Source organism: Chryseobacterium sp. HNCC26DJ241 (assembly GCF_057180505.1).
Map to the genome: position 1 here is coordinate 58,000 of NZ_JBXUGL010000008.1, position 17,797 is coordinate 75,796.

A 17,797-nucleotide genomic window follows, 5' to 3' on the forward strand; every position below is an offset into this window, starting at 1 on the left:
AAATGAATTAAGATTTTATAGGGATATTTTTATTTTCTGTCCGTCGGTAAGGTTTTTAGAACCATCAGTAATTACCATATCGCCTGTTTTCAGTCCGTTTGTAATTTCTACATTGTTTTCAGATTTTTGTCCTTCCTCTACATAAACCTTTTTGACAACAGCATTTTCGCCATTTATATTGGTCGCAATAAATACATAATTTCTGTGTGCTGCATCTTCATAAATATATTGTGAAGCTACCTGTATAGCAGACGGATTAAGATAATCCTGAATTTTGATTTGTGCCAATAAATTCGGTTTTACATAGCCTCCTTCATTAGGAACTGGAATTTGAATAGTGAATGTTCTTGTAGTAGGATCTATATAATTCCCTATTAATTTTACACTTGATTTTAAGGTCTTATTAAGCGTTGGAAAGAAAACTTCTACATTTGTACCTTGCTTTATATTTGCCAAATAAGTTTCAGGAACTTTGGCTTCTACACGCATTGTTCCCAGACTTATCAATTTTACAATATTGGTAGGTGGTGCTGCCGTTACCACTTGCCCGTTTTGGGTTATCACTTCGTCTATAACTCCACTAAACGGTGCTACAATAGCTGTTTTAGATAAATTAGTTCTGATATAGTCTACTTGTTTTTGTGCTGCTCCTACTTGACTTTGTGCTGCTGCTATTTGCTTTTGTGCAGATTCATAAGTAGTTTTTGCTTGTAAATACTGATATTCTGAACCAATTTTTTGCTTCCAAAGTGCTGCTTGTTTTTCGTAAAGCACCTTGGCTAAATTAGCTTGAGATCTTACCTGTTGCAAATTTGCATTAGCTGCAGCTACTTGTATTTGAGCTTGTTTGTATTGATCATTAAGACCTCCATCTGCAACTCTACCTATTATCTGACCTCTGTTTACTCTTTGTCCTTCTTTTACATACAGAGATAATACACCGTTAAACTGTGGTTGCAAAACTATATCCTGATCAGTAGTTACATTGCCTTGTATTTCTACATTATGGCTGAAAGAAGTTTGCTGTATTTTTTGTAAGGAAACAAAACCTGTAGACTGATTAACTCCTAATGCTGAAAGATTTTTGTCTACTTCAGCCATGATATTATTAAGGCTGTCTATTTTAGCTTTCTGGTGGTCTTTGTATGCTTGTAAACCTTTTATATCTTTATTTTTTATTAAAGTTTCCAAGTTTTTGTTGGTTGCATCATCTTTCTTGCAGGCTGCAAGAGATAGCAATAATGCAAGTGGAAGAAATATTTTTTTCATATGGAATATTGTTTATTTTTTAATTTAATGATGAAAAGATTTAAAAAATTAAAAGATTGCAGTTTATAACTCACCTTTTGCTTTGTCAAGTGCTACTTTTGCCTGAATTAGACTTAAAGCTGCTTGATAGTATTTTGCTTGAGAATCATATAATTGTGTTTCTGCCTGTTGCAAATCAAAACTACTACCCAAACCTTCTTTGAATTTTATTTGCTCTTTTCTGTAAATATTAGAAGATAATTTTATGAGATCCTGAACCGTTTTATAGCTTTCAAAAGCATTATTATACTCTATAGACTTTCCAAAATAATCATTTTTCAGGTTTCTCTCAGTATCTTCTTTATCCATTTGGGCTTTTTTAAGATCAAGTTTAGCCTGTTCGGTTCCCCATTTTCTTTGAAAACCGCTAAAAATAGGTACGTCTAATTGTACACCTAAAGAAGAAGAACCAAACCATCTGTTATCTGAATCAAAAAAAGTAAATTTATTATTTCCGGAATTGATTCCGTAATTTGCAAATCCTGATAATGAAGGAAGTGCTTTCGATTTTTGAAGTTTTAGTTTTAATTCTGACAACTTTATTGCATTGTTTCTCAGTCTTAAATCTATATGCTGATCTATATTTACATCAGAATTTTGGTCTACTAATACCTGATTTTTCTGAACCATCTCATCTAAAGAAGTGGTTAAATCAATATTTTGATCTAAAGGATATCCCATGAGATATTTAAGAGTCATAAGCAACTTGGTTCTTGTCCTTTTAAGATTTTCAATATTTACAACAAGATTTTTATAGCTATATTCTAGCTGCTCTACATTTTGTTCTTCAATAAGACCAACCTTATATGTTTGTTTGGTATCATTCAATGTTTTTTCGGCAACTTTTCTGTTTTCTTCTAAAGTTTTCAAATTTTCATCAGTTACAATTACTGCTGTGTAAGACATTAGAATAGCTTCTTTAATGCTTATTTCTGTTTTTTCTTTAGCTAAAGCAGCTGTTTCCTTATAAGCTTTTGCAGATTGTAGCCCTACTAAATAAGAACCGTTGAAAAGAATTTGAGTAAGTGAAGCTCCTATAGTTGCATTATGTTTTAATCCAAATGGTATCTCAGTTATTGTACCTTCCGGAGCTGTACTTCCTGGAAATTTACTTGCATCCACAAGTGTAACAGGAATTTTCAGGTTATAAGTATATTGAGTTTGACCATTTATTTGCGGCAAACCTATTCCTGTTGTTTCCTTTACTTTTTGAGCTGCAATTTCTTGGTCTATTTTGGCTTTCTTAACGTTTACATTATTTTCAACGGCGTAATCTAAACTTTGCTCCACAGTAAAACTTTGCTGAGCTTGTATAGATAGGTAACCTGAAAAAACAAAGACTGTAACGATCGCTTTTTTTAGCTTTTTTGCAGTGATAAGTCTTCTTTTCATATATAGATATTTATTTGTTTTAAAGAACTTGAAACCGTCTTTTTTAAAGATCAATTTCGTTATTATTTACATTTCTTGTTTGCTTTCCGCATATATGCATCTAATACAAGATTGCTTTGCTTTGTTATTTTTTGAATAAAAGATTTAAAATAATTTGTTTTCTTTCCGAGATAATCCTATCGAATTCTGTATCGTTCAGTTTCAAGTTTTCCATCAGCAAAGGTCTCACTGCACTTGGAAATACTAATAGTGAAACCATATTCAGTAAAAACTGTACAGGTTCCATTTTTTCAATATTGCCTTTTTCCATTTCTGTTGCAATATCATTAAATAACTTCATCAGCATATCCTCTTCTATATCTTTTTTGCAACAATTTCCTTTATTGATCTGAGAAACAATATAAGTTTCCAAATAAGGATATTGAAGACTTGTAGACAAGCTGCTTTCAATAAATCTACTGATTTTTTCTTTAAACGGTAAATCTGAATTCTGGATTATTTTAGATTTTTCTTGTTCTACTTCCTGAGCTTCATCAAAAATGATCTGAAGCAAGTTGTCTCTCGAACGAAAATAATAATTAATTAAGGTTCTATTTACTCCTGCCTCATCTGCAATCTCTTGGGTTGTGGCATCAAATTTTCCCATTACAAAAAAGAGTTTTTTTGCAGTTTCCTTAATCAATTCCTGAGTTTGATCTTTCTTAACCTGATTTGACATTTTTGTTAAACAAATTTGTGCAAATATAAATCAATCAAAAGTTTTGACAAAATTGTTAAATTAATTTTTTGCTAATATTTATCATAAAAAAAATGCCTCTCAAATTGAAAGGCATTTTAAATTATTATTTCTTTTTGGTCGAGTCCACTTCTTTATTCGTAGAAGTTCTTCCATGTACAGATTCTTCTTTTCCTTTTCCTTTAAGGAAATCATATGCAAATGCTGATGCAATAAATATGGACGAATAAGCTCCAAATGCAATACCAAGCAATAACGCAAATATAAATCCTCTTAAGTTTTCACCACCGAAAATAAAGATTGCCAAAAGTACAAGAAGCGTAGTAAAAGTAGTGTTGAATGTTCTACCTAATGTACTGGAAATAGAATCATCAAATAATCCTGCAAGTGTAAGAGCTTTCTTCTCTCTCAGATATTCACGGATTCTGTCGAAGATAATCACGGTATCGTTAATAGAATATCCGAGAACCGTAAGAATAGCCGCAATAAAATCCTGATTGATTTCCATATTGAAAGGCATCACTTTATAAAGAAGAGAATAAGCTCCCAATACAATAATTGCATCGTGGAAAAGTGCTATTACTGCTCCCAAAGAAAACTGCCATTTGTTAAATCTAAATAAGATATAAACGAAAATACCTGCTAATGCAGCAAATACTGCCAAAGTTCCGTGAGATTTTATATCATCAGCAACGGAAGGTCCTACTTTTGTAGAAGATACAATTCCGTAGTGATCTTTGTCTGCCGCTTTAAAAGATTGCAATGTAGAATTAGCCGGAAGATATGGTTTCAATCCTTGGAATAATTTGGATTCGATATCCTGATCCGCAGCTAAAGATTCATCATCAATCTTATAATCGGTAGTAATTTTTAGCTGATTGTCATTTCCAAAAGTTTTAATATCAACTGTATTATTTTTACCACTTTCTGTCTGGAAAAGCGGAGCCAACGATTGTTCAGCTTTCACAGCATCTACCGGTTTTTCAAATTTTACAACATAGTTTCTACCTCCTTCAAAATCAACCCCGAATTTAAAACCATTTACAAACATAGAAATCACACAAATTCCTGTAAGAACTAATGAGAAAATGTATGCATATTTTCTTTTTCCGATGAAATCAATCCATACATTTCTGAAAAGATTTTTGGTAGGTGCAGTCCACACAGAAAGAGATTTTCCTTTTTCCAATCTGCTAAAAATCATTACTCTGGAAAGAAGTACCGAAGTAAAGAATGTCATTAAAATACCGATAATCAAAGTAACGGCAAAACCTTTAATAGGCCCTGTTCCAAAGATGAACAAAACAATTGCAGTCAATAATGTAGTTAAGTGACCATCGATAATTGCAGAAAGAGCATGTCTGAAACCGTCCTTATACGCTTCCATAATACTTTTTCCAGCAAAAAGTTCTTCTTTCGTTCTTTCATAAATAATTACATTGGTATCTACAGCCATTGCCATGGAAAGTACAAGACCTGCAATTCCCGGAAGTGTAAGGGTGAAATCTCCGGAATCCATAATTCCGAAAATATAGAACAAGTTGATAATCATTGCAATTACTGCATAAACACCCGCTCCTCCGTAATAGAAAATAATATAAATAATGATTAAAGCAAACGCTATAAGAAATGAATATAAACCATCATGGATAGATTGTTGCCCTAAAGATGGCCCTACTACATCTGCTTGTACTACTTTAGCACCAGCAGGAAGTTTTCCGGCACCTAAAACATTTACCAATTCCTGAGCTTCTTCTTGTGAAAAATTTCCGGAAATTCTTGTACTACCGTTAGTAATAGCATTTTGTACATTTGGTGCACTATATACTCTATTATCAAGTGTTACAGCAACAGGTTTACCAATATTTCTTTCTGTTAAAACCTTCCAGTCTCTTGCTCCTCTGGAATCCATTTGCATCGTTACTTCTACTCTTCCTAATTCATCATAACTTACATTGGCTTTTTCCACAGATCCATCTACAGGAGCTTTCTGGTTGATGTTTCCGCGAATTGCATAAAGTACGATATTATTTTCGTCATTTGATTCAGGTTTATATCCCCACATAAATTGGGTATATTTCAAATTAGAAGGTCTTGCTGCGATAGCAATTTTCGAATTTAAAATTTTATTAAAAGCTGCTGTATCTGAAAGTTTAATATTAGCAACTCCATTTGCTTTCAAGCTATTCAGTTGAAGCATATTGATAATATTCGTGTTTTTTGCAACACCAATAGAATCTGCTTTTGCACTGATAAGAGATTGAAGCTGTTGGAAGTAAGGATATGTTTCATTCGCTTGTTGTACTTCCCAGAATTGAAGTTTTGCAGAAGTCTGAAGCAATTTTTTCACTCTATCGATATCTTTAATACCAGGCATTTCTACAGAAATTCTACCTGTTCCCGGAACTCTCTGTACGTTTGGTTGTACAGCTCCCATTTTATCAATACGGGTTTTGATTACTTCGTAAGCAGTACCAATAGACTGATCTATTTTAGTTTTTACAATTTTCTTTACTTGTTCATCTGGAGTATTGTATTTTACTTCAGTAAGGTTTGTATTACCAAAAATTTCAGGATCTGCAAGTTTAAGATTGGCTTTCTTTGCGGCATTCACTTTACTGAATTCATCAAAGAAAACATCAATGTATTGCTTTGTACTGTTCTTCATTGCGGCATCCGTATTGTTCAGTGCTTCAACAAGAATAGCGTTAGTGGAATAATTCGTAAGGTCATTCACCAAATCTCTTTGGTTGATTTCCAAAAGAACATTGATCCCGCCTTTAAGGTCAAGACCTAATTTCATTTCTTTTTCTTTTGCCTTAGAATAATACAGTTTTGTGAATCCGAGATTTAAAGTATCTTCTTTTAAAGCCTTGATTTGCTTAACGTTTCCGTTAGCCGCTTCAATCTGATTCTCAATTTTGCTTGCGTACCAGGTCGGTAATAATTCATTGATACAGATCAATCCTAATACAATAGCAATAATGGTAATAAGTCCTTTTCCTTGCATTTTAATACAACATTAATTTTAGTCGGCAAATATAATGATTTTCTTAAAATATATAACAGATATTTAGAATTCAATACGTTATTTTATATTTAAAATATCAGATAGGCCACGTTTAAAATTTTTTGAGCATAAAAAAATTGCCAAAAAATGAAAAATACAATCTGATAAAATTAAATGTTATGAAAAAAATTATATTTCTTTTTGTGATACTTTTTTCATTGGAATCTTATGCACAAGAGATCATATTGGAAGAATTTGCTTCAGGATTTACCGCTCCAGTAGAAATTGCTCATACTAATGACACTCGTCTTTTTGTTGTTCAGCAAGATGGAATTATTAAAATTCTTCAACCTAATGGTACAGTCAATTCTGCAAATTTTTTGAATATCAGCACAAAAATTTCATACAATGGTGAGATGGGACTTCTTGGTTTGGCTTTTCATCCTCAATATTTTTCAAATGGTTATTTTTATGTTTATTATAACAATACTTCTGGAAATATTACAGTAGCAAGATATTCGGTAAGTTCAAATCCTGATATAGCAAATGTCGCTTCAGAATTAATCCTTCTGAATATTCCCAAACCTTTCACTAATCATAATGGTGGAAGCATACATTTCGGAGCGGATGGTTATTTGTGGATTTCTACTGGCGATGGAGGAAGTGGTGGCGATCCAAACAATAATGCACAAAATAAAAATTCACTTTTAGGAAAAATTTTGAGAATTGATCTAAACTCTGGAAATCCTTATGCAATTCCACCAACCAATCCTTTTGTGAATATAGACGGAGCAGATGAAATATGGGCTTATGGTTTAAGAAATCCATGGAAATTTTCTTTTGATTCTATTTCCGGAAATGTGTTAATTGCAGATGTAGGACAAAATCAAATAGAAGAAATTAATAGAATGGCAGCAACACAAGCAGGCATCAATTATGGATGGAGATGCTATGAGGGAAATAATGTTTACAATACATTAGGATGTGCAAGTGCTACAACAATGGTTTTTCCTATTTCTACATATAATCATTCCGGAGGTAGATGTTCTATTACAGGTGGTTATGTTTACAGAGGAAGTTCTTACCCCGATCTACACGGAAAATACATTTTCACTGATTATTGTATACCACAGATAGGAATTTTAAATACTGATAATTCAATTGCGTGGTCTGCTAATTTTTCAGGAAATAATTTTTCCACTTTTGGCGAAGATATCCAAAAAGAACTTTATGTAGCTGCAGTAAATAATGGTAAAATTTATAAGGTTAAAACCAATTTTTTAGCAAGTGAAGAACAGACAAAACATCAATACATGATTTACCCCAATCCTACTTCAGATTATATTACTGTTAAAGGTTTGGCAGCCAGTAATTTTGATATCGAAATCATAAGTGAAGATGGAAAAAAAATATTGGAAAAATTTATTCAGGATGGAGAAAAATTGGATATTTCTTATTTACAATCAGGAATTTATTTTATTAATCTGAAAAGTAATGAACAAAGAGTTTATACTCAAAAACTAATAATCAAATAATTTTTTTCAAATTTTAGTTTTGTTTATATGAATAATAGAATGATGCATTTATTTTTCATCTTTTTTAAACACCATTTTTACAATCCTACTCTTTCCGGCAAAAACAATAGTATTTTCATCTATCCATTCGCAAACATAAAGATTTTTTTCATCTGAGATTTTAGTCCAGGTTTTTCCGTAATCCTGTGAGAAAGAAATATGCTGGTCTCCTACTGCAATAATATCTTTTCCATTTGATTTTGGACGAAACTTTACACAAGTCATATATCCAGCATTTTTTCCGGAAGCCTGAATTTGCCAGGTTTCTCCCCCGTCTTTAGTTGTTGCAATATTATTGATATTTGAATTTTGTTTGGTATAATCTCCTCCTACAGCAATTCCAAAACTATCATCATAAAAATCAATAGAATAGATACCTTGTGAAGGTTCTCCCTGAATAAAAGGAGTTTCAATAATTTGAAAATTACTACCTTCATGAATTAATGGAAATTTGATAATTCTTGATGCTCCTCCTCCGGTTGCAATCCACATAAAATTTTTAGCAGAAGCAATATTGGTGTTGCTTGCAGCAAAAGCAGCTTCATTTTCTTGCAACTTATAATTATCCAGATTAGGATAGATTATTGAACACCAGCTTTTTGAAGGCTTTTTTAGAAAAATTTCTAATTTTATTATTCTATCTTTCCCCGAATCGCTGAAAGCAAACCCTAATCTGTCATTCACAAAATGCATGGCATCATAAAACGCTAACTTTGCAGTATCTGTTTTCATAATTTGTGATTGAAGTGTACGCTTATCAATTTTAAAAAAATAAGCCGGACTCTCAATATTAATAGTATAAAAATACTTTTTGTCTTGAGCTAAAGTTCGGAATTGCAAGTCTTTATCCGATAGTTTGATCTGCTTTCTATCTAAAGTATCTTTCAAGTTTACATATCCGAATTTTGAATCGGTTCCTGCATACCAAACTTTGCCGTTCCATATTTCAATAGCTCTGATACTGATTTTATCCTTTAAAAGTGTCTGAATTTCCACTTTCTGAGAAAATAGCAATTGTGATAAAATAAAAAGAAAAAGGAAATGCGTTTTTTTCATATTTTCAAATACATACAAAAAAAATCCGCAAAAAGTTTGCGGAATTAAAATTTATTCTTTGTTATCTATATTAATATCGACTTCTTCCAGAGGTTCTTGTTCTGCTTTGAAGGTCTCTCCATAACCGACTTTATGAAGTTTACTGTTTTTAAGACTATAAGTGAAATAAATAATCACTCCGAGAACAAGCCATCCCATAGACAATAATTTTGCTTCATGGCTTAGATTCCAAATTAGGTAAACGTTTATACAGATCCCCAAAATTGCAATTATAGGCAATGCAGGAACTTTAAAATTTCTTGGCAAATTCGGTTCTTTATGTCTTAATATCCACACCGCAATACAAACCATAGTGAAAGCAAACAAAGTACCGAAGCTCGTCATATCAGCAAGTTTACTAATTGGTGTAAAAGCTGCTACAGTAGCAATAACAATTCCTAAAAGCATTAAACTTTTTGCCGGAGTTTTTCTTACAGGATGTACATCACTGAACATTTTAGGAATAAGTCCGTCTTTAGACATTCCAAGGAAAATTCTTGATTGTCCCATAATCATTACCATTAATACCGAAATTAAACCTACAGTTGCAGCAATGGTAATAATATATCCTGCCCATCCTTGTCCTGCAATTTCAAATGCATAAGCAACCGGAGCTTTGATCGCATCCGGATATTTTCCTTGAGGATCAAAATTTGAATAATTCATCATTCCGGTTAAAACAAGTGATACCAAAATGTATAAAACTGTACAAACCAAAAGAGAAGCAATAATAGCAAAAGGAACATCTTTTTTAGGATTAATAGCTTCACCAGCCTGAGTAGAAACCGCATCAAAACCTACATAAGCAAAGAAAATGGCAGCAGCTCCGGAAATTACTCCCTGAATTCCGTATGCTTCTTTCATTTTATCTCCCTCCATTACCATTTTGGCAGCAGGAATAAAAGGATTCCAGTTTTCTGCATTAATGAAGAATGCACCGGCAATAATAACAAATAATACTGCAGACACTTTCATAATTACGATAAGGTTGTTAGCTTTAGCAGCTTCTTTAGTACCTTTTATCAATAAAGAAATCACCACTAAAACAATAACAAAAGCAGGAAGATTCATAGAAAATCCTTCTCCTGTATAACTTGCCGGATCAGAAGTAAGATAATCTGGTAAATGAACACCAAACATCTTCAAAAGTTTGTTAAAATATCCAGACCAAGAAACGGCTACCGTCATAGATCCCATTGCATATTCAAGGATGAGACCCCAACCAATAATCCATGCAAAAATTTCACCTACTGTTCCGTATGCGTATGCATAAGCAGAACCTTCAACAGGTAAAATGGATGCAAATTCTGAATAACATAATGCTGCGAATACACAAGCGATTCCTGCAATAACGAAAGATAAAGCCAAAGCAGGTCCTGCATGATAATAAGCACCGGTACCTGTAAGCACAAAAATTCCTCCACCAATAATAGCTCCGATTCCGATAGCGGTAAGACTCCATTTACCAAGTACTCTTTTGAGCTGGCTACTTTTCATATCGCTCTCAAAAGCACTCATGGGTTTTTTGGTCCAAATTTTAGACATAGTTTTTACGTATTTTATTAAAGATTCACGAAAATATAAAATTTTTTGATATTTTAGGCCAGTATTAAGATTTTTTCTCTTTTTTTCTCAATGAAAAGTTTTATTATAATTTATTTTTAGCTTTACTGTATTGAGTATATTTACACAAAAATTGAACTAAATATAATGATTCAGAAGAGACTTTTATTTTCAATCCTGTTTATTTTTTTTGTTTTTTGTTTTTCCTGCTCTTCAAATGAAGCAGAAAATACAACTGATGAAAATACTGAAACTCCTGCAGTTTTAGAAATAAAAGGAGCTGATTTTTCCTATCTTCCTGAAGTAAGAAAAAGCGGTAAACTATACTACAATTATACAGGAACTTCTGAAGATATGCTTACTACATTCAAAAATTCCGGTGGCAATTTGGTGCGTTTAAGAATTTGGGTAAATCCTTCCACACCTAATTCTAATTTTGAAACCGTTAAAAATCTCTCACAAGAAATAAAACTCAAAGGAATGAAGGTTTTACTTTCTGTTCATTATTCTGATTCTTGGGCTGATCCTGCAAAACAAACAAAACCGGAAAGTTGGAAATATCATTCTTTTGAAGAATTAAAAACCGACATTTACAATTATACGAAACAAATTATAACAGAAATTAATCCGGAATATATCCAAATTGGAAACGAAATCAACAATGGTTTTCTTTGGCCGGAAGGAAATTTGGATAATCTTAATCAGTTCAAAACATTATTGAAAAGTGGAATTTCGGCAGTAAGAGAAACAAATCCTACAACAAAAATCATCATCCATTTTGCCGGAACAGATGGAGCTTCTTCCTTTTTTAATAAAATTTCAGATTTGGATTATGATATTATCGGAATCAGCTATTATCCGATTTGGCATGGAAAAGATGTAAATATCCTTAAACAAAATCTGATTTCATTATCCAATCAAACCCGCAAAAAAATTCTTATTGCAGAAACATCCTACCCTTTTACATTGAATTGGAATGATCAGACGCAAAATATTATCGGACTGAATTCTCAGATTATACCAAATTATCCGGCATCGCCGCAAGGTCAGAAAGATTTTCTGAATTCCATCAAAAAATTGATGTCCGAAGTTCCGAACGGAATTGGTTTTTGCTATTGGGGAGCCGAATGGACAAGCTATAAAGGAAATTCTGCAATGGATGGTTCCACATGGGAAAATCAGGCTTTCTGGAATTTTGAAAATACTGCGCTTCCTGCTTTAGAAATTTATAAAAATTAAAAATACTATTGATGAATATTGATCTTTACGAACTTTTTATCAAACCGTATGAATCCTATGAAACATACCAAATTATTTTGGAATTTGTAGCGGCTACATTTGGTTTGCTAAGTGTTTATTTTTCCATTAAAAAAAATATTTGGGTCTATCCTACCGGAATTATTTCGACAGCAATTTATGTCTATCTTTTATTCATTGCAGGTTTGTTGGGAGATTGTATGATCAATGTTTATTATACAATTATGAGTGTCTATGGCTGGATTTTATGGACAAAAAATTCTGAAGATCATATCCATGTAGAAGTAACTTGGGCTAAAAAAAAGGAATGGATATATGCTTTGCTTCTTTTTATTTTCAGTCTAATTTTAGTAACTGTAATTTATTATTATAAACCTTTCATTGATAATAATTTTTCTTCTGTAGATGTAGAATTTGGTCTTCATCATTTGGATTGGGCAAATTGGATGGATGTTTTCACGACTTCCATATTTCTTGTCGGAATGTGGCTAATGGCAAAAAGACGAATCGAAAACTGGATTTTCTGGATTATCGGAGATTTCATTTGCATTCCGATGTTCATTTATAAAGGTTTGGGTATAACTTCGGCGCAATATTTGGTATTTACGATAATGGCTATAGTTGGCTATATTAATTGGAAAAAAAGTTATAAACAAAACAATGTTCAATAAAATGAGAAATTTAATAAAAATAGCGTTCAGTTTTGCAATTATTGGAAGTCTTGCTTCATGTGCTGCTTATAATTCCGGAAATAGCACAAATGATTACTATGATGGATATTACAGTAACGGAGCTTATTACGCTCCCGAAATTTATTATACTAATGGAGGATATTATGCAAATGATGGCTACTATTACAGAGATAATATAAACTATTATTATTACAATGATGTTCCGTACTATTATGGAAACAACAATCAAAAAATTTTTCTCGAAAAAAGAAGTAATGCCGTTTCCGGAAATACAACGGGAATAAGACATACAGGGAATTCTAATAATCCTAGACCGAATACAAATCCTAATTCCAATAACGGATTCAAAAATTCGGGAAACACACGAGTTTCTAACTCCAATAGTTCCGGAGGTTTTAGAAATGATTCCCGAAATTCTGGTCAGAGAATCAATAATACAAATTCCGGACGAACAGAAAATTCTAATAACGGTTTTAGAAATTCAGGAAACACACGAGTTTCTAATTCCAATAATTCAGGAGGTTTTAGAAATGATTCCCAAAATTCTAATCAGAGAATTGATAACGCAAATTCCGAAAAAACAGAAAATTCTAATAATAACGGATTCAGAAATTCATCGAGAAATTCTAATTCCAACAATAATAGAAGTACAGGGAGAAGGTAATTTCTCCCTTTTTTTATTTAAAACCATTCTACCGCAAATTTTCATAAATTTGTAGCTATTTTTTGACTATATCTATGGAATTCTTTAAATATCAGGGAACCGGAAATGATTTTGTAATGATTGATAATCGTGATCTCAATTTCCCTAAAAATACAGAAATCATTAAAAATCTTTGTGATCGCCGATTCGGAATTGGCGGAGACGGACTGATCTTACTTGAAAATGACGAGCATTCCGATTTCAAAATGGTATACTACAACTCCGATGGAAATGAAAGCACAATGTGTGGAAACGGAGGAAGATGTATTGTTGCTTTTGCTCATTTTATGGACATTTTTGAAGAAAAATGCACATTCAGTGCAATTGATGGACTGCATGAAGCCGAAATAAAAAACGGAATTGTAAAACTTAAAATGATTGATGTAAAAACCATTGATAAAGATGGAGAAAATTTTGTTTTAAATACCGGATCTCCCCATTTTGTGCAATATGTCGAAATGTTAAAGAATTATAATGTTTATAAGCATGGTAACGAAATCCGCTATTCTCCGACTTACCAAAAGGAAGGAATCAACGTAAATTTTGTAGAACAAATTGCTGATGACGAGATTTTCGTAAGAACCTATGAACGTGGTGTGGAAGATGAAACCTACAGCTGCGGAACTGGTGTTACCGCCGCTGCTATTACTTTTCTGAAAGACCGAAATATACATTCGGTAAAAGTGAAAGTGTTAGGTGGAAATTTGAAGGTATATGCTGAAAAAGATGGTGATTCTTTTACCAATATTTGGTTGGAAGGTCCTGCAAAATATGTTTTCAAAGGAAAAATTGAATTATAAATATTTTCTACAAAACAAGGTGCGAAGCACCGAAATAATTAAAACTTAAAATAGATAAAAAATACATGAAGAAAGGTTGTTCGATTTTCATTTTACTTACTCTGGTTGTTCTTTTGATCGGAGCTTTTTTCGGATTCCGTTTTTATAAAAAATATTACGGAAATAATGTAGCTAAAGAAGGATATATTCTCATTCCTCATGGTGCGAAGTTTAGTCAGATTCTGGATTCCATTTCACCATATGTTTCCAACAAAGAAAATTTTGAAGCAGTAGCATTGGATAAGAATTTGGACAAATATTTCAATGCAGGTCGTTATCATATCAAAAGCGGGACTAATAATACCGATCTCGTGAATATGATAAAAGCCGGAAACCAAACCGAAAATACGTTTAGAATTGGAGATTTTTATGATGTTTATCAAATGATCGGGAAAGTTTCTAAAAAAACGGAATTGGATTCTGTAAGATTTGCGACAGATTTAAATAAAATTGCCACCGAAAAAGGACTCAAAAATGCGGAAGATCTCAAAAAATATTTTTTCATTGATACCTATAATTTCTTTTGGACGGTAACTCCACAGGAATTTTTCAAAAAATTTGAAGATCAATACCATGATTTCTGGAACAGCGAAAGAAAAGCAAAAGAGCAACAATCCGGACTAAGCAGAGATCAGATTTATGCATTGGCATCCATTGTTTACAAAGAATCCGGAGGAAAACCCGATGAAATGAAGACTATTGCCGGTCTCTATCTTAATCGTTACAAAAAAGGAATGAAATTGCAGAGTGATCCAACTGTAATTTATGCAGTAAATAAAGCTACCAATTTTCAATCTCAAATCAGAAGAGTTTTATATAAAGATTTAAGAACACCATCTCCGTATAATACTTATGCCAATGCGGGAATTCCACCGGGACCTATCTGTGTGGTAGATATAAATTCTGTAGACGCGGTGTTAGAAGCAGAGAAAAACAATTACATTTTCATGTGCGCAGATCCTGCAAGATTTGGCTATCACAAATTTACAGATAATGATGCGGAACATGCTAAAAATGCAAAAGCATACCAAGATTGGTTAAACTCAAAAAATATAACCAAATAAATCCATCAAAAAATCAAACATTTGTTTTAACTTCTGATTAAAACATATATCAAAGGATAGAAATAAGAAATTATGAATGAAAAAACTGAAATATCTACAATCATTAGAAGTCGGACTTTAGGTTTGGTTTTTGTATTGGGAGCAGCAAGTTTAGCATTTGCTCAGGAAAAAGTAAAAACCTCGGGAAGAATTGTGGATAATCAAAATCAGGCAGTACCTTATGCTTCGGTTACATTTTCAAATCCTATCAATAAACTTTTCAGCGATGCAGCTTTAACGGATGAAAAAGGGAATTATACTCTTCAATTGGTTCCGGGAAATTATACTATAACGATTGAAGCCATTGATTATCAAAAAAGTGTAATCACAAAAAATATTACAGGAGGCGATTTAGGAGTTTTTAAAGTAGAAAAAGAATCTAGTATTACACTCGCTCCGACTAAGGAAATTCAAGGAGTTACCATTACAGGGCAATCTACAAAGCCTTATAAAGTAGAGCTGGATAAAAAAACGTATGATCCTTCACAAGATTTGGCAAGCAAAGGCGGTACGCTTCAAGATGTACTTTCTAATGTGCCTTCTGTTTCTGTAGAACCAGACGGAACTGTGACAATGAGAGGAAACAGCAATGTACGATTTCTAATCAATGGAAAACCTTCTGCTCTTTTGGGAATTGATGACGGTGCTAATGCTTTACAAAGTATTCCTGCCGATCAGATTGAAAAAATCGAAGTGATTTCCAACCCATCATCAAAATTTGAAGCAGGCGGAACAGCCGGAATTTTGAATATTATCCTCAAAAAATCTAAAAAAGTTGGATTCAATGGTAGTATAGACGGAGCAATCGGTTATTTGCCAACGACAAGATTAAACACTAACCTCAGTTGGAAAAAAGGAAACTGGACTTGGTTTTTGAACGGTGGCGGAAGCTATGCAGAAAGCCAGATGAAGAGTAATAATGATATTACATATTCTAATGGAAATTTTGAATTGCAACGCACTAAAAATAAATTTGCAAATAATAACTATAATGTTACTTCTGGTGTTTCTATAGATATTGCTCCTAAAACGGCGTTTACACTTTCCGGAATGTTACGTTCTACTGATGGTGAAACTGATGGAAATACAGAATACAGGGAATATTTTGGAGACAACAAATTTACTCAGCGTATAAGTACAGGAACCAATAATAATTTTTCATATCAAGGAGATGCAGTTTTGGATCATAAATTTAATGATAAAGGGCATAATTTGTCTGCTTCGGTAAGTCTACAGAGAAACAGAACCAATGCTAATACAGATCTTGATGAATATGTAAGTTCCACAATTATGAGTCCAACTCTTAATATAATCAGTAATTTAGATCAGCTAACTACCAATAAAACGTTTATTGGAAAAACAGATTATGAATTGCCTATTGGCGAAAAATCTAAACTAGAAGCCGGGTACAGAATAGACATCAATAGGAATGATTATGATAATTTTTATATCAAAAATACTATAATAGATCCTGATTATACAGGAAAAAGTCTTTACAAAGAAAATATCAATGCAGCTTATGCACAATTCCGAAGTAAAATAGATAAATTTGGTTATCAGTTAGGTCTACGAAATGAGTATACCGTGATTGATTTATCCTATCAGGAATATGGTATTACTAAAGTCAAAGACAAAAATTACAATCAACTTTTTCCAAGTGTCTTCTTAAGCTATGATCTTGGAAAAGATAACCAGTTACTTTTGAATTATTCTCGAAGAATAGATCGGCCACGTTCTTTCTTTTTAGTTCCGTTTTTTAATGTTCAGGATAGCAAGAACAATTTTAGAGGAAATCCGGATTTAAATCCTTCATATATAAGTTCCTTTGAATTGGGGTATTCTCTGCAAAAAAAGAAAATAACGCTTAATCCTACTCTTTATTATCGTTATACTACAGATGATGTAAAATTTGTATTTAGTTATGATAGTACAAAAGGAATTTTTACAAGAGGTCCTATCAATTTAGGAACAGATCAACGTCTTGGCTTAGATACCAATTTCACATACGATCCTTTTTCTTGGTGGAAAATGATAGGAAATGTTGATCTTTCTCACTACAAAAAAACAGGATATTATACCGCAGATCCTTTAAACTACAAAGATTTTAATGGTGATGGTTATACAGTAAGATTAAGATTAGCCAATACTTTCAAATTGGATAAAACATTTAGCTTACAATTTCAGGGACAATATAGAGGTAAAGAAGTTACTAATTCTCTTACTGTAAAGCCAATGTATTTTTTCAATTTTGGAGCATCAAAAACTTTGCTGAACGGAAATGCTACACTTACATTTAATGTTCAGGATATTTTTAATACCAGAGGAAGAGGCGTGGAAAATTTCGATAGTAATTATTATATGAATTCTTTTATGCAGTTTCAGCCGAGACAGGCAACTCTGTCATTTTCTTACCGATTTAAGCAAGGTGAAAAAGTGGAACAACCTAAAAAGAAAAAGGATATTAACAGTAATGCTCAAGGAGACGATCAAGGTCCGATGTAAAATAAAATCCCGAAAATTTTCGG

At 32.5% G+C, this 17,797-nt stretch carries 13 protein-coding genes; 7 read left to right on the forward strand and 6 right to left on the reverse strand.

What is annotated here, in order from left to right:
* Positions 1–15 precede the first annotated feature (15 nt).
* From AC2A1C_RS06355 to secD, 4 genes are all read right to left on the reverse strand, one after another.
* Positions 16–1,269, reverse strand: coding sequence for an efflux RND transporter periplasmic adaptor subunit (locus AC2A1C_RS06355; protein WP_484024476.1), 1,254 nt, complete (start codon positions 1,267–1,269; stop codon positions 16–18).
* A 63-nt stretch (positions 1,270–1,332) separates the two neighbouring features.
* The gene (locus AC2A1C_RS06360) at positions 1,333–2,700 is read right to left on the reverse strand and encodes a TolC family protein (protein WP_484024478.1); all 1,368 of its coding nucleotides are present in this window, start codon (positions 2,698–2,700) and stop codon (positions 1,333–1,335) included.
* A 124-nt stretch (positions 2,701–2,824) separates the two neighbouring features.
* Positions 2,825–3,418 (reverse strand): TetR/AcrR family transcriptional regulator, encoded by a 594-nt coding sequence (locus tag AC2A1C_RS06365; protein ID WP_484024480.1) that lies wholly within the window; start codon positions 3,416–3,418, stop codon positions 2,825–2,827.
* 124 nt (positions 3,419–3,542) lie between these two features.
* Positions 3,543–6,446, reverse strand: coding sequence for a protein translocase subunit SecD (secD, locus tag AC2A1C_RS06370; RefSeq protein WP_484024482.1), 2,904 nt, complete (start codon positions 6,444–6,446; stop codon positions 3,543–3,545).
* Positions 6,447–6,625: 179 nt separating this feature from the next.
* Between secD and AC2A1C_RS06375 the strand changes: the two genes are divergently transcribed.
* On the forward strand, positions 6,626–7,981 hold the full coding sequence (locus tag AC2A1C_RS06375) for a PQQ-dependent sugar dehydrogenase (RefSeq protein ID WP_484024483.1): 1,356 nt from the start codon (positions 6,626–6,628) through the stop codon (positions 7,979–7,981).
* Positions 7,982–8,029: 48 nt separating this feature from the next.
* On the opposite strand, the gene AC2A1C_RS06380 is transcribed toward AC2A1C_RS06375, so the two are convergent.
* Both AC2A1C_RS06380 and AC2A1C_RS06385 read right to left on the reverse strand, forming a co-directional pair.
* Positions 8,030–9,076: a WD40/YVTN/BNR-like repeat-containing protein gene (locus AC2A1C_RS06380; RefSeq protein ID WP_484024485.1), complete on the reverse strand. Its 1,047-nt coding sequence runs from the start codon at positions 9,074–9,076 to the stop codon at positions 8,030–8,032.
* 51 nt (positions 9,077–9,127) lie between these two features.
* Positions 9,128–10,660 carry an APC family permease gene (locus tag AC2A1C_RS06385; RefSeq protein ID WP_484024487.1) on the reverse strand — a complete coding sequence of 511 codons (1,533 nt, stop codon included), beginning with the start codon at positions 10,658–10,660 and terminating at the stop codon, positions 9,128–9,130.
* A gap of 165 nt (positions 10,661–10,825) precedes the next feature.
* On the opposite strand from AC2A1C_RS06385, the gene AC2A1C_RS06390 reads away from it, so the two are divergent.
* The 6 genes from AC2A1C_RS06390 to AC2A1C_RS06415 all read left to right on the forward strand — a co-directional run bounded on the left by AC2A1C_RS06390 (position 10,826) and on the right by AC2A1C_RS06415 (position 17,774).
* Positions 10,826–11,917 (forward strand): glycoside hydrolase family 53 protein, encoded by a 1,092-nt coding sequence (locus tag AC2A1C_RS06390; protein ID WP_484024489.1) that lies wholly within the window; start codon positions 10,826–10,828, stop codon positions 11,915–11,917.
* 17 nt (positions 11,918–11,934) lie between these two features.
* Entirely contained in the window at positions 11,935–12,606 is a 672-nt protein-coding gene (pnuC, locus tag AC2A1C_RS06395) for a nicotinamide riboside transporter PnuC (RefSeq protein WP_484024524.1), read from the forward strand.
* Between the two features lies 1 nt (position 12,607).
* Positions 12,608–13,291 (forward strand): hypothetical protein, encoded by a 684-nt coding sequence (locus AC2A1C_RS06400; RefSeq protein ID WP_484024491.1) that lies wholly within the window; start codon positions 12,608–12,610, stop codon positions 13,289–13,291.
* Between the two features lie 74 nt (positions 13,292–13,365).
* Positions 13,366–14,130: a diaminopimelate epimerase gene (gene dapF / locus AC2A1C_RS06405; RefSeq protein WP_484024493.1), complete on the forward strand. Its 765-nt coding sequence runs from the start codon at positions 13,366–13,368 to the stop codon at positions 14,128–14,130.
* Positions 14,131–14,195: 65 nt separating this feature from the next.
* Positions 14,196–15,233 carry an endolytic transglycosylase MltG gene (gene mltG, locus AC2A1C_RS06410; RefSeq protein WP_484024495.1) on the forward strand — a complete coding sequence of 346 codons (1,038 nt, stop codon included), beginning with the start codon at positions 14,196–14,198 and terminating at the stop codon, positions 15,231–15,233.
* A gap of 72 nt (positions 15,234–15,305) precedes the next feature.
* Positions 15,306–17,774 carry a TonB-dependent receptor domain-containing protein gene (locus tag AC2A1C_RS06415; protein ID WP_484024497.1) on the forward strand — a complete coding sequence of 823 codons (2,469 nt, stop codon included), beginning with the start codon at positions 15,306–15,308 and terminating at the stop codon, positions 17,772–17,774.
* Positions 17,775–17,797 lie beyond the last annotated feature (23 nt).